The sequence below is a fragment of the Uliginosibacterium sangjuense genome (assembly GCF_059132465.1).
The window spans coordinates 4,446,642-4,469,205 of the sequence record NZ_CP101132.1; the positions used below are offsets into that span (position 1 = coordinate 4,446,642).

The window sequence follows — 22,564 nt, forward strand, 5'->3', positions numbered from 1 at the left end:
AATCCATTGGAAAAGCAGTATGCGAAGACAACAGTTCTGGATGGCAGTACTTTGCACGTGGCTGGGGTCAGTTTGCGCTGAACCTGCGAAGCCGCTTGCCGCAATCGAGTATTCGAAGAGGTATGCCGAAGGGACATTGCCCCGTCATGGCTCATGGCTCGGACTCTACTGCAATGGATCAGACTGCGAGATTCGTAATGCAGCCGTTAGTATTACTTCGTCAAAGGAAAAGAATGTCCTTGATGAAGATGAGGCCATTGACGTTCTATCTATCGACGATAGTCCATTTGCTTTGTTTCACGGAATTACGTTGAAGCCAGGAAAAGTTGTCACTTGGTTTATGGCAGGGAATTCTCCATACGGTACCCGCGCCTATACACAGCTCCAGAGGCTTGGGCGCTGGCAAATGCCGTGGGGAGCAACACCTTTAATTATTTCCTGGGTGAAACTCCCGGAGTTTGGCGGTTTCCGTTATCACATCGGTGACGGAAAAACCAAGCAGTTCCTATTTTCTACAAGTCTGGAGGGTCACTACGGAGGGGATACAACACCATTCATCCGTTGGGTCGGTGACCTTGATGGTGATGGCAAGATCGATTTGCTGCTTACGTTGCCTGATGACAACTGTGGCTACGATGAACGCTTGTACCTTTCTTCCCTAGCGACGAGCCAGGAGTTCATTCGAAAAGCGGCCGGGCTTTCTGGCAGAGAAGCCGCGTGTGGTTGCTAGCAATGCCGCGGCGTCCAGCCTATCGTCCCGGGGGCGCAGCGCGATGAAACCGCGCAGCGCGTAGGGCGGATGCCAAAGGCGATCCGCCGGCTCATCCTCGCCTCGCCAAGCCCGACCCAAGGCCATGCCGCGTCTCGGCGGCCGGCAGAACCTCCTGCGGAGTTCTGCCCTACTTGTAACCACAATGCCTGGCCATGAAATGTCTCGTTGTCATCGCCCACCCTTTGACGGACAGCCTGTGCCATACGCTGGCAGGTAAGGCCATCGACTCCTTGCGCGCAGGCGGGCACGAGGTGTTAGTCGAAGACTTGCATCAGACGGGGTTTTCGCCGGTGCTCACCGCTGGCGAGCGCCAGAGCTACTATGGGCCGGCGTTCCATCCGGATGGCATTCAAGCCAGGATCGCGCAATTGCGCGAAGCCGAAGCGCTTGTTCTTGTCTTCCCCACCTGGTGGTTCGGTTTTCCGGCGATCTTGAAGGGCTGGTTCGACCGCGTCTGGGCGCCCGGTGTGGCCTATGACCATGCCTCGGACCTGGGGCCGATCAAGCCACGGCTTCACAACTTGCAAAAGATGCTGGCCATCACCACCCTCGGTTCACCTTGGTGGGTGGACCTTTTCGTGCTGTGGCAACCGGTCAAGCGCGTGCTGAGGATTGCGCTCCTGGGCGCATGCGCGCGCGGCTGTCGGTTCGAGATGATGTCGCTGTATAAGTCCGAGTCACTGACGAGCCAGCGCGTCGAGCGATTCTGTTTGCGAATCCAGGCGAGGCTGGGACGGTGGTAAGCCTTGCGCGGCGCCAAGCCCGTATTCAAAGACCGTCGCTCATCCAATCATTCAGAGGACCGCATGGAATTCCTGACCGAGAACGAGTTCAAGGCGCTGTCCAACCCCGGGGTGCAGTCTCTGCAGCTCCTGTCGCCGCATAACTCGCTGTCGAGCCGGGTCACGATTACCCGGGTGACGATGGCGCCGGGGGCGATTCAGAAGCCGCATCAGCATGCGTCCTCCGAGCAGATCTGGATTGCCGTCTCCGGCGAGGGCACGCTTCTGCTGGCGCACGATGAGCGGAAAGCCTTGAAAGCCGGCGAGGTTGTCCGCTTCGCAGACGGCGATACGCACGGTTTTCATAACACCGGCAGCGAGCCCTTCGTTTATCTGTCGGTCACCTCGCCGCCGATCAATTTCGATTACGCCTACAAGGACAAGGCCTGAGAGGCCGCGTTCGTCAGTACCCATGGCGCAATCCGCGAGGCGCATTGCGCCCTCTTGTATTTTTTCCTCAACGCTGGACACAAGTGACTCAGTAGAATGAGGGCAAGTTTCTAAAGGTAAGACAGGCAAAGGCGTGTTCTGAAGCGGATGATCTCAACGGAGCTGAACCATGGAGCGAAGACAGCGGTTTTCGGACAAGGAACATCAAGCCCAGATCAAAGAGCGGGAGTATCAGCTCAAGCTTCGCGAACTTCAGCTGAAGGAGAACGAACAGAAGGCCTCAAGTTGGAGAAGCCCGCTTGTGGTGGCCATCATGGCTGCTTCAATCGCTGCTCTTGGAAACGCCTTGGTCGCACTAACCAATGGAATGATGCAGCGAACACTTGAAGAAGAAAAAGCGGAACAGCAACGCATACTGGAGATGATCAAAACTGGCGATGCTGAGGCTGCTGCAAGGAACCTCCAGTTTCTGATTAATGTCGGCCTCGTCACAAACAAGATTCAGCACAACAAGCTGGCGGATTTTCTTAGTACAAGGGAGCCTGGCGAGGGTCCATTTCTGCCTATCGAAGTGGGAAAGCGCGAAACTCGTTCTCTCAGCTATCACCCAGTTGATGTGAATGTTGGAGAGCGCGCGGTAAGAGTCCAGTTTCGGGAGTCCAACAAGGATCCAAGAACATTCGGCGGAAACGCTGGGAATTTCACAGTTAACGGCCAGCCCGTCGAGTATGCCGATGAGGGAATTTTTGAGATCCTACTTTCCCTGGGTACGGAGCCCGAAAATCTGCGCATCAAAGGAAGTTCCCTCATAGGGGAGTATGTAGAGGTAACGGTAACCGAGTTCGATTTCTCCCAAAATGAAACTGGTAAGGAAGTCTTCACCGTTCCAGTTCTAAATGGTGGTATTTCATCGTCATACAGAACAAAAAAACTGGATGTGGAGAAGATTCTCAGCACCACAGTTAATGGGCGAAAGTCGGGCTCCAAGCAGTAATTGCGTGCAGATTGGTACGCCCCCAACGAAACAGGCTCTCATTGCGCACTACTTGCGGGGTGACGGCCTGTTGCTGTTGGTCGGCCGAGGTGTGCTGCCGAACCTTACGCGCGGCCGCCGGCCTGAGGTCTGCGAGGTGATCGCCGGGACGGCCCGGTGGCAGGCCGTCCTTGGCGGTTCAGCCGCGTGGACTCAGTCGAACAATTCTTCGAAGAAGCTCTTGCGGCGCTTGTGGTGATAGTGCTGCTGTGAGTGGTAGTCGCCCGGGTGGCGCGGCTGGGCTTGCGGCGGATAGGACGGGTTGGGTGCGCTGTGCTGAGGCGCGGGCTGAGCGGCAGCCTGCGGGGCCGGGGCCAGCTCGCTGCCGGCGCGCTCGATGATCTTGTCGAGCTCGCCTCGGTCCAGCCAGACGCCACGGCAGCCGGGGCAGTAGTCGATCTCGATGCCTTGGCGCTCGCTCATCACGAGGGTCTTGTCGGTGCAGACGGGGCATTGCATGAGGAAGTCTCCTGAGTCGTAGGGGGTACGCTCTGAGACAAGTGTTGGGCGCGGTGGTTCTGGGTGGGCCGGAACCCGGTTTTCGTAGGGCGGATGCCAAAGGCGATCCGCCAGCGCCACGGGCGATCCGCCGATGCCAGCTCGTGATGCCACCTTCGCGCAACCAGCCCAGTTTGCAATGCCGCCTTGCGGCGGCTGGCAGAACCTCCTGCGGAGTTCTGCCCTACCGGGGCCGGTGCCCGGGTGACCGTCATTCCTGCGCAGGGACGACGCAGCCGGGTGTCACCCCCCCCTCGCCCCAGCGGGGAGAGGGGCTGGGGGAGAGGGGGAGTAGGAACACGCGCCGTGCTTACTTCTGGCCGCGGATCTTGGCCAGTTCGGCCTGGGTTTCGTTCCACAGGTCCATGCCGACGTTGGTGGCGATGCTGGCGTTCACGCGGGTCAGCTTCTCGCGCATGCGGGCCACTTCGGCGGGCGAGAGTTCGTTGATCTGCATGCCCTTGGTCTTGAGTTCGGCCAGCGCCTTGGCGGCTTCTTCACGCGTGTCCTTGCGTTCGAAGTCGCGGCTCTTGATGGCGGCGGCGCGCAGCACGGCTTGTTCGTCCTTGGACAGGCCGTCCCACCACTTCTTGCTGACGGTGACGATCCACGGGCTGTAGACGTGGTTAGTGACGCTCAGGTACTTCTGCACTTCGTAGAACTTGGACGACAGGATGGTGTTGTACGGGTTCTCCTGGCCGTCGACGGTCTTCATTTCCAGCGCGGTGAACAGTTCCGAGAAGGGCAGCGGCACGGCATTGGCGCCCATGGCCTTGAAGCTGTCGAGGAACACGTTGTTCTGCATCACGCGCAGCTTGATGCCGTCCATGTCCTCCACCTTGGCGACCGGGCGCTTGTTGTTGGTGAGGTTGCGGAAGCCGTTCTCCCAGTAGACGAGGCCGACCAGGCCCTTCTCTTCGAGCTTGTTGCGCACCTTGTCGCCGACCGGGCCGTCGAGCAGAGCGTCGGCTTCCTTGGTGTTGGTGATGAGGAAGGGGGTGTCCCACAGGGCCATTTCCTTGGTGATGCCGACCAGGGTGGCGGTGGAGCCCACCATCATCTCCTGCGCGCCGCCGATGAGGGCCTGCTGCATCTGCACGTCGGAGCCGAGGGCCGCGGCGCCGATGGCGCGCACCTTCATCTTGCCGCCGGAGGCCTTCTCGACCTCGGCCGCGAACACCTTGACCGCGCGGCCCTGGTTGGAGTCCTCGTTGAGGCCGTAGCCGAAGCGGATCAGACGCGGCTTGATGTCCTGCGCCCAGGCGCCGGCCGAAGCCAGCAGCGCGAGGCTCAGGGGAAGGACGAGATGCTTGAGTTTCATGGTTTTTTGCCTCCGTGATCAGGGTAATGGCGAGCGACGCGAACCGCTCAGGACAGCAGCCTCAACGGCCACAAGATGATTTGCGGGAACAGGACGTACAGCGCGAGCAGCACGGTGTAGATGGCCAGGAAAGGCGTCACGCCACGGATCACCGTTTCCATGCGCAGGTGGCCCACGCCGGCGAGCACACTGAGCACGGTGCCGACAGGCGGGGTCAGCAGACCCAGGCAGCCGACGTAGACGAACATGAAGCCGAAGTAGACCGGGTCGATGCCGGCCTTGACGGCCAGGGGCGCCAGCACCGGGCCAAGGATCAGGATGGTGGGCGTCAGGTCCATGACCATGCCGATCAAGAGCATCAGCACGACCACCACCGCCATGAACAGCACCGGGCTCTGCAGCAGCGGGCCGAAGCTCTTGGCCAGCTCGCCCGGCAGGTCGGCCAGGGTGATCATGTAAGAGGCCGCCGTTGCCGCACCACACAGGAACATGACGACACCGGTGGTCTTGGACGAGGCGACCAACACCTCGTAGATGCCCTTGAGGTTCAGCTCGCGGTACACCACGGCCGCCACGAACAGGGCGTAGACCGCGGCCACGACGGCCGCCTCGGTCGGCGTGAAGATGCCGAAGCGCAGGCCGCCGATGATGATGACTGGCAGCATCAGCGCCCAGCCGCTGGAGGCCAGGGCCTTCCAGCGTTCGGCGGCGCTGGCCTTCTCGGCCACCGGGAGCTGGTGCTTGCGCGCCACGACGCGCCAGATCACCGCCAAGGCGCCTGCCATCAGGATGCCCGGTACGATGCCCGCGAGGAACAGCTTGCTGATCGAGGTGTTGGTGGTCACCCCGTAGATCACCATGGGCATCGAGGGCGGAATGATCGGGCCGATGATGCCGCCCGCGGCGATGAGGCCGGAGCTGGGCGAGTCCGGATAGTTCTGGCGCCGCATCATGGGCAGCAGCAGGGTCGCCAGCGCGGCCGTGTCGGCGATGGCCGAGCCGCTCATCGAGGCCAGCATCACCGAGGCGGCGATGGCCACGTAGCCGAGGCCACCGGGAATATGGCCGACGAACACGCGCGCCAGCTCGATGATGCGGCGTGACAGGCCACCCGCGTTCATCAGCTCGCCGGCCAGCACGAAGAAGGGCACGGCCAGCAGGGGGAAGCTGTCGAAGCCAGCCTGCACGTTCTGCGCCAGCAACTGGGCGTCGAAGAAGTCCAGATGCACCATCAGCGCCAGTGCGGTGAGCATCAGCGAGAACGCGATGGGCAGGCCGACCGCCATGGTGGCGAACAGCACGAAGAGGAAGAGGGCGATGGTCATGGTGTCGTCGTCCTCATTCCAGGTGGCTGGGCGCGGCGACCGCGTGGTCCCGCCCGCGCAGCCCCTGCCAGATGTCGATCAGCAGCAGTACCGCCATGGCCAAGCCCATGACGAGAATGCCGCCGGCAGTCAGGGCCAAGGGGTAGTTCATGACCGGGCTGTGGGAATCCATGCCCACCACGACCTGTTGCCAAGCCCCCCAGATCAGGTAGCCCAGCGCAATGGCCGTGAGCACCCGCGAGAGCCAGCGGCACACGGCGGCGCTCACCGGCCCCAGGCGCGTGACCAGGAGGTCGAAGCCGAGGTGTTTGTTGTCGGCCGAGGCCAGGATGGCGCCCAGCGACACCAGCCACACGAAGAGCAGGCGCGCCAGCTCCTCGGTGACGACGATGCCGGTGCCGGACATGTAGCGCAGCACGACATTGGTGAAAACAGCCACCACCATGACCGCTAGGCAGATGGCCATGCAGGCTTCGGCAAAGTGGCGCACGAGGCTAATGCGGCGCGGTGGGGAATCGCTTGGGTTCATGTTGTCTCCTATCGGGCTCGCTGTAGTGGCGGGCGTTCTCTCAAATTTGGTCTCAGTGTTGGTCTCACTGGCCCAGCCAGGCGGCGATGTCTTCAGTCAGCTGGGCGAGAGTTGCGGTGGCGTCCAGGCGCAGCACGCCGGGCTCACCCTCGGGCCGCTCCAGCGTGGCGAACTGGCTGGCCACCAGGCTGGCCGGGAACAGGTGACCCGGGCGGGCAGCCACGCGCGCCTCGGCGGCCTCCTGGCTCAGGTCCAGGAAGGCGAAGCGCAGGCCCGGCGCCGCCGCACGCAGACGCTCGCGGTACGGTTTGCGCAGGGCCGAGCAAGTCAGCACCACGCCCTCGCCACCGGGCAGCGTAGCGGCCTGCAGGAGGGCGCCCAGGCGGTCCAGCCAGCCGGCGCGATCGGCATCGGTCAGCGGGATGCCACTGCGCATCTTCTGCACCGCCTCGACCGAGTGGTAGTCGTCACCCTCGATCAGTCGCCAGCCCAGGCGCTGGGCACAGGCTTCACCAACGGTGGATTTGCCGCAGCCAGCCACGCCCATGACCACCAGGCTGTGGGGTTTGGCAGGCTGGGCAGCCGCCGGGCTTGTTTGGGTAGCGCTATCCATTCGTTCGAAGTTCCTGAAGGGGGTTGATGACAGCAAGGGGATTCATGAAGCAGGCCTGATCGGTGCTTAAAGGGTTTTCCGCATTAGCAGATGCGGATGGATAGCGCTATCCTAGTCAAGCGCTGAGATAATTGCGCCTAGGGATTACACGTAGCACTACTTTTTACCTTCACCCATGGCCAGGAAAAGCCGTTCCACCGGACGCATCACCCTCGACGACGTCGCGCGCGAAGCCGGCGTCAGCCGCATCACGGCCTCGCGCGCCTTACATGGCGGGCGCGCCGTGGGCGCCGAGCTGGCCAGCCGAGTGCAGGAGGCAGCCAACAAGCTGGGCTATGTGACCGACCCGGCGGCGCAGGCGCTGGCAACCGCGCGCAGCACCCAGGTGCCGGTGCTGGTGCCGATGCTGTCGAATGCGCTGTTCGTCGATCTGCTGGAGGCGGTGCACCGTGTGCTCTACCCCGCCGGCTTCCAGCCCATGATCGGGGTGACCCACTACGATCCGGCCGAAGAGGAGCTGCTGCTGCGCAACTACCTGGCGCACCGCCCCGCCGGCCTTCTAGTGACCGGCTTCGACCGCACCGAGGCGGCGCGACGCCTGATCGCCGCCAGCGGCGTGCCCTGCGTACACCTGATGGAGACCACGGCGGCGCCGGACGTGCATTGCGTCGGCTTCTCGCAACTGGAAGCCGGCGTGACGATGACTGAGCATCTGCTGTCGCGCGGCTATCGCCGCATCGCGTATGCCGCCGCCCAGCTCGATCCGCGTACGCTGCAGCGCGCCGAGGGCTATCGCCAGGCTCTGCGCGCGGCGGGTTGCTACGACGCACGGCTGGAGCTGCTAAGCCCCGAGCGCTCGTCCATGGCCCTGGGTGGGCGCTTGCTGGAGACCCTGGTGGCCAACCACCCGGATGCCGACGCGGTGTTCTTCAACAACGACGACCTCGCACAGGGCGCCCTGCTCGCCGCCCAACGCCTGGGCATCGCGGTGCCGGCGCGGATCGCGATTGCCGGTTTCAACGACCTGGCGGGCAGTGAGCAGATGGCGCCCCCGCTGACCACGATCCACACCCCACGCAGCGAGATCGGCAGTGCCGGCGCCCAGATGCTGCTGCAACTGATGCAAGGCCAGCGCCCGGACCCTGCCAGTGTGAGCCTGCCCTACCGCCTGGTTCCGCGCGGCAGCACCTGAGCGCTCCGTCATTCCTACGTAGAGCCTGCCCTCGACCCGATCGGGGGCAGGAATCCAGTGTCTCCGGGATACGCGGCCGAGGGCATAACCCAGCCTTTTCCAGACCCTACTGCACGCTGACGCGCAGGATCTGCCCGGCGCTCTCGTCGGTGGCGAGGTAGAGCCAACCATCCGGCCCCTGGCGTACCTCGCGCACCCGCTTGCCGACGTTGATGCGCTGCATGCCGGTGATCTGGTTGCCGTTGAGTGTGAGGCGGTTCAAGGAGCCATCCTTGAGCGCGGCGACGAACAGGTTGCCTGCCCAGGCCGCCACCTTGCCGCCGGTGTAGAAGACCATGTTGCCCGGCGCGATGGAGGGGTCCCAGTAGCAGCGCGGCTGCTCCATGCCGGCCTTGGTCGTACCCTCGCCGATCTTCGTGCCGTCGTAGTTGAGGCCATAGCTGATGACCGGCCAGCCGTAGTTCTTGCCGCGCTCCGGAGTGTTGATCTCGTCGCCGCCCATGGCGCCATGCTCGGCCGTCCATAACTGGCCCGTCGTGGGGTGGCGCGTCATACCCTGCGGGTTGCGGTGGCCCAGGCTCCAGATTTCCGGCAGGTAGGCCGAATTACCGACGAAGGGATTGTCGGCGGGCACGCTGCCGTCCGGGTTGAGGCGGACGATCTTGCCCAGACTCTGCAGCGGATTCTGCGCCGGGTCGAATTTCTGCCGCTCGCCCAGCGCGATGTACAGCTTGGCATCCGTGCCGAACACCAGGCGTGCACCATAGTGGCCGGAGCCGGTGGTCTTGGGCGTCTGGCGATAGATCACCGTGACATTGCTGAGGGTGCGCGTATTGAGGTTGACCACTGCGCGTGCCACGGCGGTGCCGGAGGCGGATGCGTTGCCTTCCGAGTAGGCGAAGTAGATCGTGCTGTTGCTGTCGAAGGCCGGGTCCAGAATCAGGTCCAGCAAGCCGCCCTGCCCCGAGGCATACACGCTTGGTACTCCAGTGAAGGGCACGCTGAGATCGCCCGTGGTCGTCGCCAGTCGCAGGTTGCCACCGCGCTCGGTGACCAGCATGCGGCCATCCGGGAGGAAGGCGATGGCCCAGGGATTGACCAGGCCCGAGACCACCGGTGTGATGCTCAGGGTGCCCGGTGCGGGGCTGGCAGTCACGGCATTGCAGGTCTGGGGCAAGGCACTGCCGGAGCTGCTCCCCGTGCTGCCCGATGAACCGGAGGAACCGCTAGCACTGAGTGCTGGCTCGCTCGTGCCGCCCCCACCGCCCCCACCGCAAGCGGGAAGCAGGAGGAACAGTGCGGTCGCGCAGGCAGCCGGGGCGGGCCGACGCAGGGAGGAACGCAGACGGGCGTGGAGGGACAGGGGATGCATCGTGTTCTCCGGGGGCTGGGGATTTCAGGATGGATGCCAGCCCGGGTAGCGGCAAGGCTCGGGTGACAGGCGTCAGACCGGCCCGGAGCAAGAGCGTTCAGCCCCCGTGTGTTCCACGTGAAACAGCTCAGTACGTTCGGTACAGGTCCAGACTCAGCTTGACGATCAACACCGACACGACAATCAACAGCACCCAGCGTACGAAGCCATTTCCCTTCCACAGGGCGACCCGACTTCCCACCTGCGCACCGAGTACGTTGGCCAGCGCCATTGCTGCAGCCACCCCCCACAGTACTCCGTCGTGACTGACGAACCAGGCGAGCGCGCCCAGGTTGGTCGCCACATTGATGATCTTGGCACTGCCCGAGGCATGCAGCATGTCCATGCCGAACAAGCGTACGAAGATGAAGATCAGGAAGCTGCCAGTGCCCGGTCCGAAGAATCCATCGTAGAACCCGATCAGCAAACCCAGCACACTTGCAGCCGCGACGACATGCCGCCCTACCACCCCGGTGGTGTGCGCAGCACCGAAGGCCGGGCGAAAAGCGGTGTAGATGGCTACGCAAATCAGCAACACCAGAACCATGGGTCTGAGTGCCGAAGGCGGAAGGAAGGACACGACGCTGGCACCTAGCGCGGACCCTACGAGAGCGGCAGCACACGCTGGAAGCAAGACATTCCAGTCCAGCTTGACGTGACGTGCGTAGGTGAAGGCCGCGCTACTGGTGCCGGCGATGCTCACCAGCTTGTTCGTGCCGAACAGGACGGCGATGGAGTACTGGGGAAAACAGGCCAGTAGCAGCGGCACCTGAATCAGACCGCCACCGCCAACGACTGCATCTACCAAGCCGGCCAGGAACGCACCAGCCAACAACAAGGGAAGTTGTTCGAGCATGCCTTACTGTGTTCCACGTGAAACAGGAGCACCCTCGCCTGCTTCCTTCTCTGCCCACAAGGCTCGAGCCAATGCCTTCCAGCACTCGCCACCGTGAACCTCGTAACCAACGGTGGCGCTCTCGGTCATGGTCTGCAGCATCAAACCAACCAGTCCATGCAACTCGACTCTGGCTTTGCGTTGCCAGGGGTCCTCGGTGTCCTTACCGGCCTTACGTGGGTCCTTCAGGTCGAGGATCTCTCGGGCCAGTTCCCGCATCTCCTGCTCGTCACGCCAATCCAAGCCCAGCGCCACGAGATGCCCTTCAATCTCGTGGGCGATTCGCACCGCGTGCTCTGTGTAGCGCTCGAACTCTGCTGCCATGATTGAACCTATTTACCAATACAGAAGCGCGAGAAGATCACGCCCAACAAATCATCCGCGCTGAACTCTCCGGTGATCTCTCCCACCGCATCCTGAGCCAGTCGCAATTCTTCTGCCATCAGATCCAGTTGATTCGCCAAGCCACGCGCGCGATCACAATGTTCCAGAGCAGAGCGCAAGGCGGCCAGATGGCGCTCACGCGCCAGGATCACATCGTCGCCATGCTGGTGCCAGCCCGCAATACGCAGCAACTCCTGACGCAGCAAGGCCAGCCCCTCGCCAGTCAAAGCCGAAAGATAGAGGCGACGTTGGCCATCCACTTCTTCCAAACGGGCTTCACGCTTCACCAGATCGGCTTTGTTAAACACCCACAGCACCGGCACATCGGTCGGCAAGGCCGCGTCGATCTCGTGATCCTGATCGCTGATCCCATGACGGGCATCGACCAGGCGCAGGATCACATCGGCTCGCTCGATCTCTTTCCATGAGCGCGCAATGCCGATCTTCTCGACCTGGTCCTGCGTGCTGCGCAGCCCGGCCGTGTCGATGATGTGCAGTGGAATGCCTTCGATCTGGATCGTCTCGCGCAACACGTCGCGCGTGGTGCCGGCCACCTCGGTCACGATGGCCCGCTCATCGCCAGCCAGCTGGTTCATCAGGCTGGACTTGCCGACATTGGGCTGACCCGCCAAGACAACGTGCACACCATTGCGCAACAAGCTGCCCTGACGCGCGCGATCAAGCATGGCTTCCAACTCAGCAACCAGTTTGTCCAATCGTCCGAAGGCATCAGCGGCCTGCAGGAAGTCGATCTCTTCCTCAGGAAAATCCAGCGTGGCTTCGACCAGCATACGCAAGTCGACCAGGCGATCGCGCCAGGCGTGAACTTCTTCGGAGAAACGGCCGGACAAGGAACGCAAAGCAGATCGGGCCGCTGCCGCCGTACTTGCATCGATCAGGTCGATGACGCCCTCGGCCTGGGCCAGATCCAGCTTCTCGTTGAGAAAGGCGCGCCGGGTAAACTCACCGGGCTGAGCGAGGCGCGCCCCCAGTTCAAGACAGCGCGCCAGCAGCATCTGCATGACGACCGGGCCACCATGGCCCTGCAGCTCCAACACGTCCTCGCCGGTATAGGAATGCGGGGCGGGGAAAAAAAGCACAAGCCCCACATCCAGCGTGTCACCAGCGGCATCCTTGAAATGCGCCAATGTTGCCGTGCGGGGCTTGGGTTCACGCCCGGTCAGGCGCCAAGCAAATTCAAGCAGCTTATGACCCGACACCCGCAGCACCCCGACCCCACCCTTACCGGGTGGCGTCGCGATGGCTGCAATGGTGTCGGTTTCAGGCCTTGGCAGCGTCGACTCCCGCCTCGATCTGACGCGTGATGTACCACTGCTGCGCGATCGACAGGATGTTGTTCACCACCCAGTACAGCACCAGGCCGGACGGGAACCACAGGAACATCACGGTGAAGATGAAGGGCATCGCCATCATCACCTTGGCCTGCATCGGATCGGGCGGTGCAGGGTTCAGCTTGGTCTGCACCAGCATCGACACACCCATGATGATGGGCAGCACGTAGAACGGGTCCTTCACCGACAGGTCGGTGATCCACAGGATCCACGGCGCCTGGCGCATCTCAACCACGCCCAGCAGCACCCAGTACAGGGCCATGAACACCGGAATCTGAACCAGGATAGGCAGACAGCCCCCCATCGGGTTGACCTTCTCCTTCTTGTAGAGCTCCATGAGCTCCTGGTTCATCTTCATCTTGTCGTTGGCGTAACGTTCCTGAAGCTGCTTCATGCGCGGCATCAGCGTCTTCATCTTGGCCATCGAACGATAGCTGGTCGCCGACAAGGGGAAGAAAGCCGCCTTGACCAGGATGGTCAGGATGATGATCGCCCAGCCCCAGTTGCCCACGAAGGTGTGGATCACCGACAGCAGCCAGAACAGCGGCACGGCAATCATGGTCATCCAGCCGTAATCGACCACCAGGTCGAAACCGGGCGCCAGTTCCTTCAGCTTGTTCTGCTCCTGCGGCCCGACGTACATCGGCACCGAGATGCTGGCCTTCTGGCCGGCCGCTACTTCCACCGGCAGCTTGACGCCCGCCGAGTAAAAATCCTGACTCAGCTTGCGTACGAAGAACTCGCGTTGCAGCTCACCCTGCGGCAGGTAGCCGGCCACGAAGTAGTGCTGCACCATCGCGATCCAACCATCCTTGGCCTCCTTCTGGAAGCTCGCCTTGTCCTTGTCGATGTCGGAGAAGGCCACCTTCTGGAACTTCTTCTCGTCGGTGTAAAAGGCCGGGCCGGTAAAGGTAGTCACGCCGCCCATGAAGCCAGTCGTCGTCTCGGCACCCTGGCCATCGCGTGCGAACTGGTAGTAGGCGGTCGTCGTGAGCGGCTCGGCGCGCTGGTTGCTCAGCTCATAGGCCACATCCACCACATAAGACCCGCGCTTGAAGCTGAGCACCTTGTCCACCGCCACGCCATTGACCGGTGCGGCCTTCAGACGCAGCTCAAGCTTGTCCTGCCCATCCTTGAGCTGGTATTCCCCGCCCTGCATCTGGTAGACGGTCTTGTGATTCGGCAGCCCTTCGCCCAACAAGCCGCTCTGGGCCAGGTAGGTGTGCTTGCCCTTCTCCTCGAACAACACAAAATTCTGGCTCGCGTCGCCCGAGGCCTTGTGCTTCAGCAACTCAGCGCGGATCACGTCGCCGCCAAGCGCGGACACTTCCACCTGCAACAGATCGGTCTTGACCACTGCCTTGGGGGCGGAAGCGTAATCAGTGGCAGCCGCCGGGAGCACCGGTGCATCAGCTTGCGTGCCAGCCACAGCGCCGGATTGGGCAATCGGCGCCGGCAGCGCGTTAGCCTGACTGGCTGCAGCGCTCGTGGTCTGCACCGGCTTGGGCGCATGGGCGCGTTGCCAGTTCTCCCAGATCATGAGCAGGGAGAAGGAAAGAATACCTATCAAAATCAGACGTTTATTGTCCATGAGCGGGGAAGGTGGAACAGAATGGTGAGAGTGATCAGGGTACTGGATCGTAACCGCCATCCGACCACGGATGGCAGCGCGAAACACGTCTTACGGCGAGCGCCAACCCCTTCAACACTCCATATTTTTCAATGGCTTGGATCGCGTAAACCGAGCAGGACGGATGAAAGCGGCAATTGTTGCCCAGAAGCGGGCTGATCGCATAGCGATAAAGCTTGATCAAGGCCAGAAACAAAGGTTTCACCGGATCAGTCTTTCAAGAAGCCGCTCGATCTGCCGCCGCAGTTCCGCGCGCGGCACACTGGCCAGCGGACGATTGGCACGCAGGATCACATCGTAGGCCGGCAAGCTTGCGCGCAAGTGACGGAAGCGCTCGCGCGCCAGGCGTTTGACCAGATTGCGCAGCACAGCAGCACGCGCCATCTTCTTCGCCACCACCACGCCCAACCGGGCCGACTCGCCGTCTGCCGGGCGGTAATGCAGCATGAAGTGGTCGCTGCGCAGGGTACGCCGGAAAGCAAAAACGGATGAAAACTCATCCGTTTTGCGTAGCCGGAACACCGGCCTGAACTTCAGGTCTGGCATCGGTCCCTCGGGCTCCGATCCAGCGCACTAACACGCATCCAGGCTCACACAGGAGCCAGACGGTGACGGCCCTTGGCGCGACGTGCGTTGATGACCTTGCGGCCGCCCTTGGTCGACATGCGGACCAGGAAACCGTGAGTGCGCTTGCGGCGCACGACTGAGGGTTGGTAAGTACGTTTCATGATGCTTTCTTCTGTCCAGGAGAAACGCGCGATTCAATCAGCTAAATCCATGTTTGTCAAGAAAAAAGGCTCTCCCTGGCAACATCCGCCTGTGGATAATTTGTCTGGTCGAGAGTAAAATCGCACGCTCGCCGACGGGGTGGCGAAATGGTCCGACACAGCCAAGAACCATCGTTCCCCGCCGCGCCAGGCCCTAGCTCGCTTGCTGCGATCCACGCCAAAGCCTGCATCAGTCCACGATCCCTCGCCGGCCATCCACCCATGGCCGGCAAATGGCGTTTCGGGACCTTGCGGTCGTGTGGAAGCACCCGGCGATCAGGCCACCCAAGCTGGCCTAGCCACTGCAACCACACTGAAAAACGCACCGAACTCCGCCGTGAGCGAAACCTTCTGGAACGCCTGTCTTGATCGCCTGGAACAGGAACTGCCTCAACAGCAGTTCAATACCTGGATCCGTGCGCTGAGCCTGGACGCCAGCGAGGGTGCGACGCTCAACCTGCTGGCGCCGAATCGCTTCGTACTGCAATGGGTGCGCGAACGCTACCTGCGCCGCATTGAACAATTGGCCGAGGAATTCTTCGGTACCGACGTGACCGTGGGCATCGCCTTGTCTGCCAATGGCGAGAGCAAGCCCAAGCCGGCTGCAAAGACGCCCGCCGCCCGCCAGATTCCGGCAACGACGTCCGGCCCTACGGCCGCCAGCGAAAAACCCGCTGCTGCCCCTGCAATCGCCACCCTGAACACGAGCGGCAACCGCGACAAGACCCGGCTCAACACCGATTTCACCTTCGATACCCTGGTCACCGGCCGTGCCAACGACCTGGCGCGCGCCGCCGCCATGCAGGTCGCGCACAATCCCGGCACCTCGTACAACCCGCTGTTCATCTACGGCGGTGTGGGCCTGGGCAAGACCCACATGCTGCAATCCATCGGCAACGAGGTCCTGCGCCAGAACCCGGACGCGGTGGTGCGCTACGTGCATGCCGAAGACTACGTAGCAGACGTGGTCCGCGCCTACCAGCACAAGGGTTTTGACGCGTTCAAGCGTTACTACCGCTCGCTCGACCTGCTGCTGATCGACGATATCCAGTTCTTCAACAACAAGAGCCGGACACAGGAAGAATTCTTCCATGCATTCAATGCCTTGACTGAGGCAAAGAAGCAGATCGTGATCACCTGCGATACCTATCCGAAGGAAATCGACGGCCTCGAAGCCCGCCTCGTCTCGCGCTTCGACTGGGGCCTCACGGTGCAGATCGAGCCGCCCGAGCTGGAGATGCGCGTCGCGATCCTGAAGAAGAAGGCCGCCGTCGACGGCATCAACCTGATCGACGACGTCGCCTTCCTGATCGCCAAGAACCTGCGCTCCAACGTGCGTGAGCTGGAAGGCGCGCTGAAGAAGGTCGTGGCCTACGCCCGCTTCCATGGCCGCGAGATCACGCTGGAAGTGGCCCGCGAGGCCCTGCGTGACCTGCTGGCGGCTTTCAACCGCACGCTGACCCAAGAGTTCATCCAGAAGACGGTCGCCGACTACTACAAGATCAAGCTGGCCGACCTGCTGTCGAAGAAGCGCACCCGCAACATCGCGCGGCCACGCCAAGTCGCCATGTATCTGGCCAAGGAACTCACTCCCGCCTCGCTGCCCGCCATTGGCGAGGTCTACGGCGGACGCGACCACACCACCGTGCTGCATGCCTGTCGTACCATCGCCGAGCTGCGCCTGACCGACCAGCAGCTCAACCACGACCTGCACGTCCTGACCCAGGTTTTGCGGGGTTGAAAGCTGTGGACAAGATACTTATCGCGCCTGTGCAAAATGTGGACAAACCCTTGCGTGGCGTCGCGCCCAGGAATCATCCCCACTCGCCCACACGCAATCCTGGTGCTTTCCAACAAGCTCATGAACAGGCTTAAGTAACTGTTTCAAAAAACAAAAACCGGCTTATCCACAACAGACTGCCAACGTAAACAATCATCAGGAGTTTTTATAAATGCTGCTATTAACAACAACACGCGATGCGCTGCTGGCTCCACTGCAATCAGTCTCGGGCATTGTTGAAAAGCGGCATACCCTGCCCATCCTGTCGAACGTCCTGCTCGAAAAGCGCGGCAACGCACTGACCCTGCTGGCCACCGACATCGAGATCCAGATCACCACGCATTCCCTTGCCGAAGGCGAACAGGAAGCCGCCATCACGGTGGGTGCGCGCAAGCTGCAGGACATCCTGCGTGCCCTGCCTTCCGAGAGCGAAGTCAGCCTGGTGCTGGACGACAAGAAACTGACCCTGCGCGCCGGCAAGAGCCGTTTTGCGCTGCAGACCCTGCCGGCGGCCGATTACCCCCGCATGCAGCTCAACGAAGGCAACAGCGTGCGCGTGCGCCTGCCGCAGAAGGCCTTCAAGGCCCAGCTCGCCTCCGTGGCCTATGCCATGGCTGCCCAGGACATCCGCTACTACCTCAACGGTCTGCTGATGGTGGCCAGCGATGATGTGCTGCGCATGGTGGCCACCGACGGTCACCGCCTGGCCCTGGCGACTACGACGCTGGACGAAGCCGTGGCCCACACCGAAGTCATCCTGCCGCGCAAGACCGTGATGGAACTCGCGCGCCAACTGGCCGACAGCGAAGACCCGGTCGACATCACCATCACTGGCAACCAGGCCTGCTTCCGCTTCGGCCCGATCGAACTGATCACCAAGCTCATCGACGGCAAGTTCCCCGACTACGAGCGCGTGGTGCCACAAGGCAACCCGAAACTCATCAAGGCACAGCGCCTGCCCCTGCTGCTGTCGTTGCAACGTGCCGCGATCCTGACCAACGAGAAATTCCGCGGCCTGCGTGTGGTGCTGGAATCCGGCAGCCTGAAGATCATCAGCTCCAATGCCGAGCAGGAAGAAGCCGTGGAAGAGCTGGAAGTCGACTACCAGGGCGATGCGCTGGAGATCGGCTTCAACGTGACCTACCTACTGGACGTGCTGAACAACACAAACGCCGAGGAAGTCGAGATTCATCTCAACGAACCGATGTCCTCCGCGCTGTTCACCTTGCCCAACGACACCAGCTTCAAGGCTGTCGTGATGCCGATGCGTATCTGATAAAAAAATTGCGTCGACTGGCCTTCGGCCAGAAGACGCAAAACCCTCACGCGATCCACCGCTTGAGCCCTGATTGACCTTTTCGATTGGCCACCATGTCCGAAGAGCAAAAGCCGCAACCCAGCAACGAGTACGACGAATCGTCCATCCAGCAGCTTGAAGGCCTCGAAGCCGTCCGCAAGCGCCCCGGCATGTACATCGGCGATACGTCCGACGGCACCGGCCTGCACCACATGGTGTTCGAAGTCGTCGACAACGCCATCGACGAAGCCCTGGCTGGCCACTGCGATGACATCGTGGTGACCATCCACACCGACAACTCGATCTCCGTCACCGACAATGGTCGCGGTATCCCGGTCGGCATCAAGTTCGACGACAAGCACGAGCCCAAGCGCTCCGCGGCCGAGATCGTGATGTGCGTGCTGCACGCGGGCGGCAAGTTCAACCAGAACAGCTACAAGGTGTCCGGTGGTCTGCACGGCGTTGGCGTGTCCTGCGTGAACGCGCTGTCCAAGTTCCTGCGCCTGACTATCCGTCGCGACGGCAAGAAGCACTTCCTGGAGTTCAACCAGGGCAAACCGGTCGACCGCCTGATCGAAATCCAGAATGGCGTCGAAGTCTCTCCGCTCAAAGTGCTGGGCACCACCGAGAAGCGCGGCACCGAAGTGCACTTCATGGCCGATGAAGAAATCTTCGGCAACATCGAATGGCACTACGAAATTCTCGCCAAGCGCCTGCGCGAGCTCTCCTTCCTCAACAACGGCGTAGCCATCCGCCTCGTCGACCAGCGCAACAACAAGGAAGAGAACTTCGCCTTCTCCGGCGGCGTGAAGGGTTTCGTCGACTACATCAACCGCGCCAAGACCGTGCTGCACCCCAACGTTTTCTATGCCACGGGGACTACCAAGGTCACCACCGGCAGCGTGCAGGACGTGGAACTCTCGGTCGAAGTCGCCATGCAGTGGAACGACTCCTACCAGGAATCGGTGCTGTGCTTCACCAACAACATCCCGCAATCCGACGGTGGCACCCACCTCACCGGCCTGCGCACCGCGATGACCCGCGTCATCAACAAGTACATCGAAGAAAACGAGATCGCCAAGAAGGCCAAGGTCGACATCACCGGCGATGACATGCGTGAAGGCCTGGCCTGCGTGCTGTCAGTGAAGATGCCCGATCCCAAGTTTGCTTCGCAGACCAAGATGAAGCTGGTTTCCTCCGAAGCCCGCCCGGCGGTGGAAGAAATCGTCGCCGAGAAGCTTGCGGAATACCTGCTCGAAAAGCCGATCGACGCCAAGACCATCTGCGGCAAGATCGTCGAAGCCGCCCGTGCCCGCGAAGCTGCCCGCAAGGCGCGCGAAATGACGCGCCGCAAGGGCGTGCTCGATGGCGTCGGCCTGCCGGGCAAGCTGGCGGACTGCCAGGAACGCGACCCCGCACTGTGCGAGCTCTACATCGTCGAGGGTGACTCCGCCGGCGGCTCCGCCAAGCAAGGCCGCGACCGTAAGTTCCAGGCCATCCTGCCGCTGCGCGGCAAGGTGCTCAACGTCGAACGCGCGCGTTTCGACAAGCTCATCTCGTCCGAACAGATCGCCACGCTGATCACCGCGCTGGGCACCAGCATCGGCAAGGACGACTACAAGCCCGAGAAGCTGCGTTATCACCGCATCATCATCATGACCGATGCAGACGTTGACGGCGCCCACATCCGCACCCTGCTGCTGACCTTCTTCTACCGCCAGATGCCTGAGCTGGTCGAAGGCGGCCACATCTACATCGCCCAGCCGCCGCTGTACAAGATCAAGCACGGCAAGAGCGAACAGTACATCAAGGACGACCACGAACTGGGCGCTCACCTGCTGCGTCTCGCGCTCGACGGCGCGCGGCTCACGCCGCGCGAAGGTGCCGAAGCCATCGAAGGCGATGCCCTGGGTGAGCTTGCCCGTGGTTACCTGCTGGCCGAGGCCGTGATCAAGCGCCTCGCCTCCTACATCGACAGCGAAGTGCTGCACGCAGCCCTGGAACACGACATCGAGCTCGACCTCAGCGACGAAGCCGCCACCCGCGCCTCCGCCGCCCGCCTGCAAGCCCATGCGCCGGCCGGCCTGACCGTCGTGCCGCGTTATGACGACGTCAAGGAATCCTGGCAGCTCGCACTGGAGCGCATGCACCACGGCAACATCAAGCGCAGCTACATCGACCAGGACTTCCTCGTCTCCGGGGACTACGCGCAGATCCGCCGCGCCAGCCAGCTCGTTACCGGCCTCATCGGCCCGGGCGCCAGCATGGCCCGCAACGACAAGAGCGCCCCGGTCAGCACCTTCGAACAAGCCATCAGCTGGATGCTCAACGAAGTGGAACGCAACCTCGGCAAGCAGCGCTACAAAGGCCTGGGCGAAATGAACCCCGAGCAACTGTGGGAAACCACCATGGACCCCGCCGTCCGCCGCCTGCTCCGCGTACAGATCGACGACGCCATCGCCGCCGACGAAATTTTCACCACGCTGATGGGTGACCAGGTGGAGCCGCGTCGCGAATTTATCGAGAGCAACGCGCTGTACGCACGCAACATCGACGTCTAAGTCACTCCACCGTCACGCTCTTCGCCAGGTTGCGTGGCTTGTCCACATCGGTGCCGCGCGCGCAGGCGGTGTGATACGCCAGTAGTTGCAGCGGTGCGACGTGCAGGATGGGCGAGAGTGCGCCGTAGTGTTCCGGCATGCGGATGACATGGATGCCGGCTTCGCTCTCGATGCGGCTGTCGGCGTCGGCGAAGACGTAGAGCTCGCCTCCACGTGCACGCACTTCCTGCATATTGCTCTTGAGCTTGTCGACCAGTGCGTCGTTGGGGGCGATGGTGACGACGGGCATCTGGCTGTCGACCAGGGCCAGCGGGCCGTGCTTGAGTTCGCCGGCGGGGTAGGCTTCGGCGTGGATGTAGGAGATTTCCTTGAGCTTCAGCGCGCCTTCGAGTGCGATCGGGTAGTGCAGGCCACGGCCGAGGAACAGGGCGTTCTGCTTCTTTGCGAAGTCCTCCGCCCAGGCCATGATCTGCGGCTCCAGCGCGAGCACGGCTTGCAGGGCAACGGGCAGGTGACGCATGGCCTTGAGGTGTTCGGCTTCTTGCTCTTCGCTGAGGCGGCCGCGTGTCTTGGCGAGTGCAAGGGTGAGCAGGAACAGGCCGGCGAGCTGGGTGCTGAAGGCCTTGGTGGAGGCGACGCCGATCTCCACGCCGGCGCGCGTGATGTAGGCCAGCTTGCACTCGCGCACCATGGCGCTGGTGGCGACGTTGCAGATGGTCAGGGTCTGTTGCATGCCGAGGCTGCGCGCGTGCTTGAGCGCAGCCATAGTGTCGGCGGTCTCACCGGATTGCGAGATGGTGACGACCAGGCTCTTGGGGTCGGGCACGCTGTCGCGGTAGCGGTATTCGCTGGCGATCTCGACCTGGGTGCGGATGCCGGCGATGGACTCCAGCCAGTACTTGGCGGTGCAGCCGGAGTAGTAGCTGGTGCCGCAGGCGAGGATCAGCACGTTGTCGATCTGGCTGAACACCTGCTCGGCCTCTTCACCGAACAAATCCGGCGTGATGCCTTCGACGCCCTCCAGCGTGTCGGCGATGGCGCGCGGTTGTTCGAAGATTTCCTTCTGCATGAAGTGACGGTACGGGCCCAGCTCGGCGGCACCGGTGTGGGCGTGCACGGTGCGCACCGGGCGCTCGATGCTGGCAAAGCCGCCTTTGCCGTTGCGCGCTTCGATCCAGAAGCGGCCCAGTTGCAGGTCGATGACGTCGCCTTCTTCGAGATAGACGATCTGGTCGGTCACGCCGGCCAGGGCCATGGCGTCGCTGGCGAGGAAGGTTTCATCCTGGCCCACGCCCAGCACGAGCGGTGAGCCTTCGCGCGCACCGACCACGCGATGCGGTTCGTCACGGCAGAACACAGCGATGGCGTAGGCACCCTTGAGCTGCAGGGTGGCGCGCTTCACCGCGTCGAACAGGTCGCCCTCGTAGACCGAGTCGACCAGGTGGGCGATGACTTCGGTATCGGTCTGGCTGCAGAACACATAGCCCTTGGCCTGCAGGGCGCGGCGCAATTCGTCGTGGTTCTCGATGATGCCGTTGTGCACCAGGGCGATGCGCGCGTTGGCGTCGCTGGGCGAGAAGTGCGGGTGGGCGTTATGCACCGCCGGGGCGCCGTGGGTGGCCCAGCGCGTGTGGGCGATGCCGGTAAAGCCGGCTACGCCGTCCTGCTCGATCAGGGCATCGAGTTCGGCCACGCGCGAAGTGCTGCGGGCGCGGCGCAGGGCGCCGTCCTGATGCACGGCGACGCCGCAGGAGTCATAGCCACGGTATTCGAGGCGCTTGAGACCTTCGACCAGGATGGGGACGATGTTGCGTTGGGAAACGGCGCCGACGATACCGCACATGGCAAGACTCCTTTGGGTGGCCTGCTAATCGCCTGTGGGTGGAGAGAGCAGGAAAGTGAGCGCATGGTAGCGGGCATCGTGTGCAGGAGGCTTGCAATAGTTGGCTGATAACGCAATAAAATTTCATCTCTACCTACTTGTGCAATAAAATTGCATACAAAGTGCGCGGAAGCCACTGGATTCCCCCTG

The 22,564-nt window shown here is 62.4% G+C and carries 22 protein-coding genes; 8 read left to right on the top strand and 14 right to left on the bottom strand.

The window, feature by feature from the left end; translation table 11 throughout:
* Window positions 1–19 precede the first annotated feature (19 nt).
* From NMB43_RS20600 to NMB43_RS20615, 4 genes are all read left to right on the top strand, one after another.
* Window positions 20–730 (top strand): hypothetical protein, encoded by a 711-nt coding sequence (locus NMB43_RS20600; RefSeq protein WP_494350052.1) that lies wholly within the window; start codon window positions 20–22, stop codon window positions 728–730.
* A 194-nt stretch (window positions 731–924) separates the two neighbouring features.
* Window positions 925–1,515, top strand: coding sequence for an NAD(P)H-dependent oxidoreductase (locus NMB43_RS20605; protein ID WP_494350053.1), 591 nt, complete (start codon window positions 925–927; stop codon window positions 1,513–1,515).
* A gap of 63 nt (window positions 1,516–1,578) precedes the next feature.
* Complete coding sequence (locus tag NMB43_RS20610; RefSeq protein ID WP_494350054.1) at window positions 1,579–1,944, top strand: cupin domain-containing protein; 366 nt, start codon at window positions 1,579–1,581, stop codon at window positions 1,942–1,944.
* 169 nt (window positions 1,945–2,113) lie between these two features.
* Window positions 2,114–2,938 carry a hypothetical protein gene (locus tag NMB43_RS20615; protein ID WP_494350055.1) on the top strand — a complete coding sequence of 275 codons (825 nt, stop codon included), beginning with the start codon at window positions 2,114–2,116 and terminating at the stop codon, window positions 2,936–2,938.
* Between the two features lie 192 nt (window positions 2,939–3,130).
* On the opposite strand, the gene NMB43_RS20620 is transcribed toward NMB43_RS20615, so the two are convergent.
* From NMB43_RS20620 to NMB43_RS20640, 5 genes are all read right to left on the bottom strand, one after another.
* Window positions 3,131–3,436, bottom strand: coding sequence for a TFIIB-type zinc ribbon-containing protein (locus NMB43_RS20620; RefSeq protein WP_494350056.1), 306 nt, complete (start codon window positions 3,434–3,436; stop codon window positions 3,131–3,133).
* A gap of 349 nt (window positions 3,437–3,785) precedes the next feature.
* Entirely contained in the window at window positions 3,786–4,796 is a 1,011-nt protein-coding gene (locus tag NMB43_RS20625) for a TRAP transporter substrate-binding protein (protein ID WP_494350057.1), read from the bottom strand.
* Window positions 4,797–4,843: 47 nt separating this feature from the next.
* Window positions 4,844–6,121, bottom strand: coding sequence for a TRAP transporter large permease (locus NMB43_RS20630; RefSeq protein WP_494350058.1), 1,278 nt, complete (start codon window positions 6,119–6,121; stop codon window positions 4,844–4,846).
* 13 nt (window positions 6,122–6,134) lie between these two features.
* On the bottom strand, window positions 6,135–6,650 hold the full coding sequence (locus NMB43_RS20635; protein ID WP_494350059.1) for a TRAP transporter small permease: 516 nt from the start codon (window positions 6,648–6,650) through the stop codon (window positions 6,135–6,137).
* Window positions 6,651–6,714: 64 nt separating this feature from the next.
* Entirely contained in the window at window positions 6,715–7,263 is a 549-nt protein-coding gene (locus tag NMB43_RS20640; RefSeq protein ID WP_494350060.1) for a gluconokinase, read from the bottom strand.
* Between the two features lie 175 nt (window positions 7,264–7,438).
* On the opposite strand from NMB43_RS20640, the gene gntR reads away from it, so the two are divergent.
* Window positions 7,439–8,455: an HTH-type transcriptional regulator GntR gene (gntR, locus tag NMB43_RS20645; RefSeq protein WP_494350061.1), complete on the top strand. Its 1,017-nt coding sequence runs from the start codon at window positions 7,439–7,441 to the stop codon at window positions 8,453–8,455.
* A gap of 106 nt (window positions 8,456–8,561) precedes the next feature.
* Here the strand turns inward: gntR and NMB43_RS20650 are convergent, their stop codons facing one another.
* The 8 genes from NMB43_RS20650 to rpmH form a co-directional block, all read right to left on the bottom strand.
* Window positions 8,562–9,827 carry a PQQ-dependent sugar dehydrogenase gene (locus NMB43_RS20650; protein WP_494350062.1) on the bottom strand — a complete coding sequence of 422 codons (1,266 nt, stop codon included), beginning with the start codon at window positions 9,825–9,827 and terminating at the stop codon, window positions 8,562–8,564.
* A 127-nt stretch (window positions 9,828–9,954) separates the two neighbouring features.
* Window positions 9,955–10,722 carry a sulfite exporter TauE/SafE family protein gene (locus NMB43_RS20655; protein WP_494350063.1) on the bottom strand — a complete coding sequence of 256 codons (768 nt, stop codon included), beginning with the start codon at window positions 10,720–10,722 and terminating at the stop codon, window positions 9,955–9,957.
* Between the two features lie 3 nt (window positions 10,723–10,725).
* Window positions 10,726–11,085: a hypothetical protein gene (locus NMB43_RS20660; protein WP_494350064.1), complete on the bottom strand. Its 360-nt coding sequence runs from the start codon at window positions 11,083–11,085 to the stop codon at window positions 10,726–10,728.
* A gap of 8 nt (window positions 11,086–11,093) precedes the next feature.
* A complete protein-coding gene (gene mnmE, locus NMB43_RS20665) occupies window positions 11,094–12,440 on the bottom strand; it encodes a tRNA uridine-5-carboxymethylaminomethyl(34) synthesis GTPase MnmE (protein WP_494352175.1) in 1,347 nt (448 codons plus the stop codon).
* Window positions 12,427–14,088: a membrane protein insertase YidC gene (gene yidC / locus NMB43_RS20670; protein WP_494350065.1), complete on the bottom strand. Its 1,662-nt coding sequence runs from the start codon at window positions 14,086–14,088 to the stop codon at window positions 12,427–12,429. The genes mnmE and yidC overlap by 14 nt, the downstream gene beginning before the upstream one ends.
* A 34-nt stretch (window positions 14,089–14,122) precedes the next feature.
* Window positions 14,123–14,332 carry a membrane protein insertion efficiency factor YidD gene (gene yidD, locus NMB43_RS20675; protein ID WP_494350066.1) on the bottom strand — a complete coding sequence of 70 codons (210 nt, stop codon included), beginning with the start codon at window positions 14,330–14,332 and terminating at the stop codon, window positions 14,123–14,125.
* Entirely contained in the window at window positions 14,329–14,673 is a 345-nt protein-coding gene (gene rnpA, locus NMB43_RS20680) for a ribonuclease P protein component (RefSeq protein ID WP_494350067.1), read from the bottom strand. Before rnpA ends, yidD begins: the two co-directional genes overlap by 4 nt.
* Before the next feature lie 44 nt (window positions 14,674–14,717).
* Window positions 14,718–14,855, bottom strand: coding sequence for a 50S ribosomal protein L34 (gene rpmH / locus NMB43_RS20685; RefSeq protein ID WP_494350068.1), 138 nt, complete (start codon window positions 14,853–14,855; stop codon window positions 14,718–14,720).
* 376 nt (window positions 14,856–15,231) lie between these two features.
* On the opposite strand from rpmH, the gene dnaA reads away from it, so the two are divergent.
* The 3 genes from dnaA (at window position 15,232) to gyrB (ending at window position 20,532) form a co-directional block, all read left to right on the top strand.
* A complete protein-coding gene (gene dnaA / locus NMB43_RS20690; RefSeq protein WP_494350069.1) occupies window positions 15,232–16,635 on the top strand; it encodes a chromosomal replication initiator protein DnaA in 1,404 nt (467 codons plus the stop codon).
* 211 nt (window positions 16,636–16,846) lie between these two features.
* Window positions 16,847–17,950 carry a DNA polymerase III subunit beta gene (gene dnaN / locus NMB43_RS20695; RefSeq protein ID WP_494350070.1) on the top strand — a complete coding sequence of 368 codons (1,104 nt, stop codon included), beginning with the start codon at window positions 16,847–16,849 and terminating at the stop codon, window positions 17,948–17,950.
* 95 nt (window positions 17,951–18,045) lie between these two features.
* A complete protein-coding gene (gene gyrB / locus NMB43_RS20700) occupies window positions 18,046–20,532 on the top strand; it encodes a DNA topoisomerase (ATP-hydrolyzing) subunit B (RefSeq protein ID WP_494350071.1) in 2,487 nt (828 codons plus the stop codon).
* A gap of 1 nt (window position 20,533) precedes the next feature.
* Here gyrB and glmS read toward each other — a convergent pair whose 3' ends face one another.
* The gene (gene glmS / locus NMB43_RS20705) at window positions 20,534–22,375 is read right to left on the bottom strand and encodes a glutamine--fructose-6-phosphate transaminase (isomerizing) (RefSeq protein WP_494350072.1); all 1,842 of its coding nucleotides are present in this window, start codon (window positions 22,373–22,375) and stop codon (window positions 20,534–20,536) included.
* Window positions 22,376–22,564: the final 189 nt, after the last annotated feature.

Bases quoted from the DNA above. Each gene is read 5' to 3' on its own strand.
- NMB43_RS20600 (WP_494350052.1), top strand. From the start codon at position 20: ATGCGAAGACAACAGTTCTGGATGGCAGTACTTTGCACGTGGCTGGGG.
- NMB43_RS20605 (WP_494350053.1), top strand. From the start codon at position 925: ATGAAATGTCTCGTTGTCATCGCCCACCCTTTGACGGACAGCCTGTGC.
- NMB43_RS20610 (WP_494350054.1), top strand. From the start codon at position 1,579: ATGGAATTCCTGACCGAGAACGAGTTCAAGGCGCTGTCCAACCCCGGG.
- NMB43_RS20615 (WP_494350055.1), top strand. From the start codon at position 2,114: ATGGAGCGAAGACAGCGGTTTTCGGACAAGGAACATCAAGCCCAGATC.
- NMB43_RS20620 (WP_494350056.1), bottom strand. From the start codon at position 3,436: ATGCAATGCCCCGTCTGCACCGACAAGACCCTCGTGATGAGCGAGCGC.
- NMB43_RS20625 (WP_494350057.1), bottom strand. From the start codon at position 4,796: ATGAAACTCAAGCATCTCGTCCTTCCCCTGAGCCTCGCGCTGCTGGCT.
- NMB43_RS20630 (WP_494350058.1), bottom strand. From the start codon at position 6,121: ATGACCATCGCCCTCTTCCTCTTCGTGCTGTTCGCCACCATGGCGGTC.
- NMB43_RS20635 (WP_494350059.1), bottom strand. From the start codon at position 6,650: ATGAACCCAAGCGATTCCCCACCGCGCCGCATTAGCCTCGTGCGCCAC.
- NMB43_RS20640 (WP_494350060.1), bottom strand. From the start codon at position 7,263: ATGGATAGCGCTACCCAAACAAGCCCGGCGGCTGCCCAGCCTGCCAAA.
- gntR (WP_494350061.1), top strand. From the start codon at position 7,439: ATGGCCAGGAAAAGCCGTTCCACCGGACGCATCACCCTCGACGACGTC.
- NMB43_RS20650 (WP_494350062.1), bottom strand. From the start codon at position 9,827: ATGCATCCCCTGTCCCTCCACGCCCGTCTGCGTTCCTCCCTGCGTCGG.
- NMB43_RS20655 (WP_494350063.1), bottom strand. From the start codon at position 10,722: ATGCTCGAACAACTTCCCTTGTTGTTGGCTGGTGCGTTCCTGGCCGGC.
- NMB43_RS20660 (WP_494350064.1), bottom strand. From the start codon at position 11,085: ATGGCAGCAGAGTTCGAGCGCTACACAGAGCACGCGGTGCGAATCGCC.
- yidC (WP_494350065.1), bottom strand. From the start codon at position 14,088: ATGGACAATAAACGTCTGATTTTGATAGGTATTCTTTCCTTCTCCCTG.
- rnpA (WP_494350067.1), bottom strand. From the start codon at position 14,673: ATGCCAGACCTGAAGTTCAGGCCGGTGTTCCGGCTACGCAAAACGGAT.
- rpmH (WP_494350068.1), bottom strand. From the start codon at position 14,855: ATGAAACGTACTTACCAACCCTCAGTCGTGCGCCGCAAGCGCACTCAC.
- dnaN (WP_494350070.1), top strand. From the start codon at position 16,847: ATGCTGCTATTAACAACAACACGCGATGCGCTGCTGGCTCCACTGCAA.
- gyrB (WP_494350071.1), top strand. From the start codon at position 18,046: ATGTCCGAAGAGCAAAAGCCGCAACCCAGCAACGAGTACGACGAATCG.
- glmS (WP_494350072.1), bottom strand. From the start codon at position 22,375: ATGTGCGGTATCGTCGGCGCCGTTTCCCAACGCAACATCGTCCCCATC.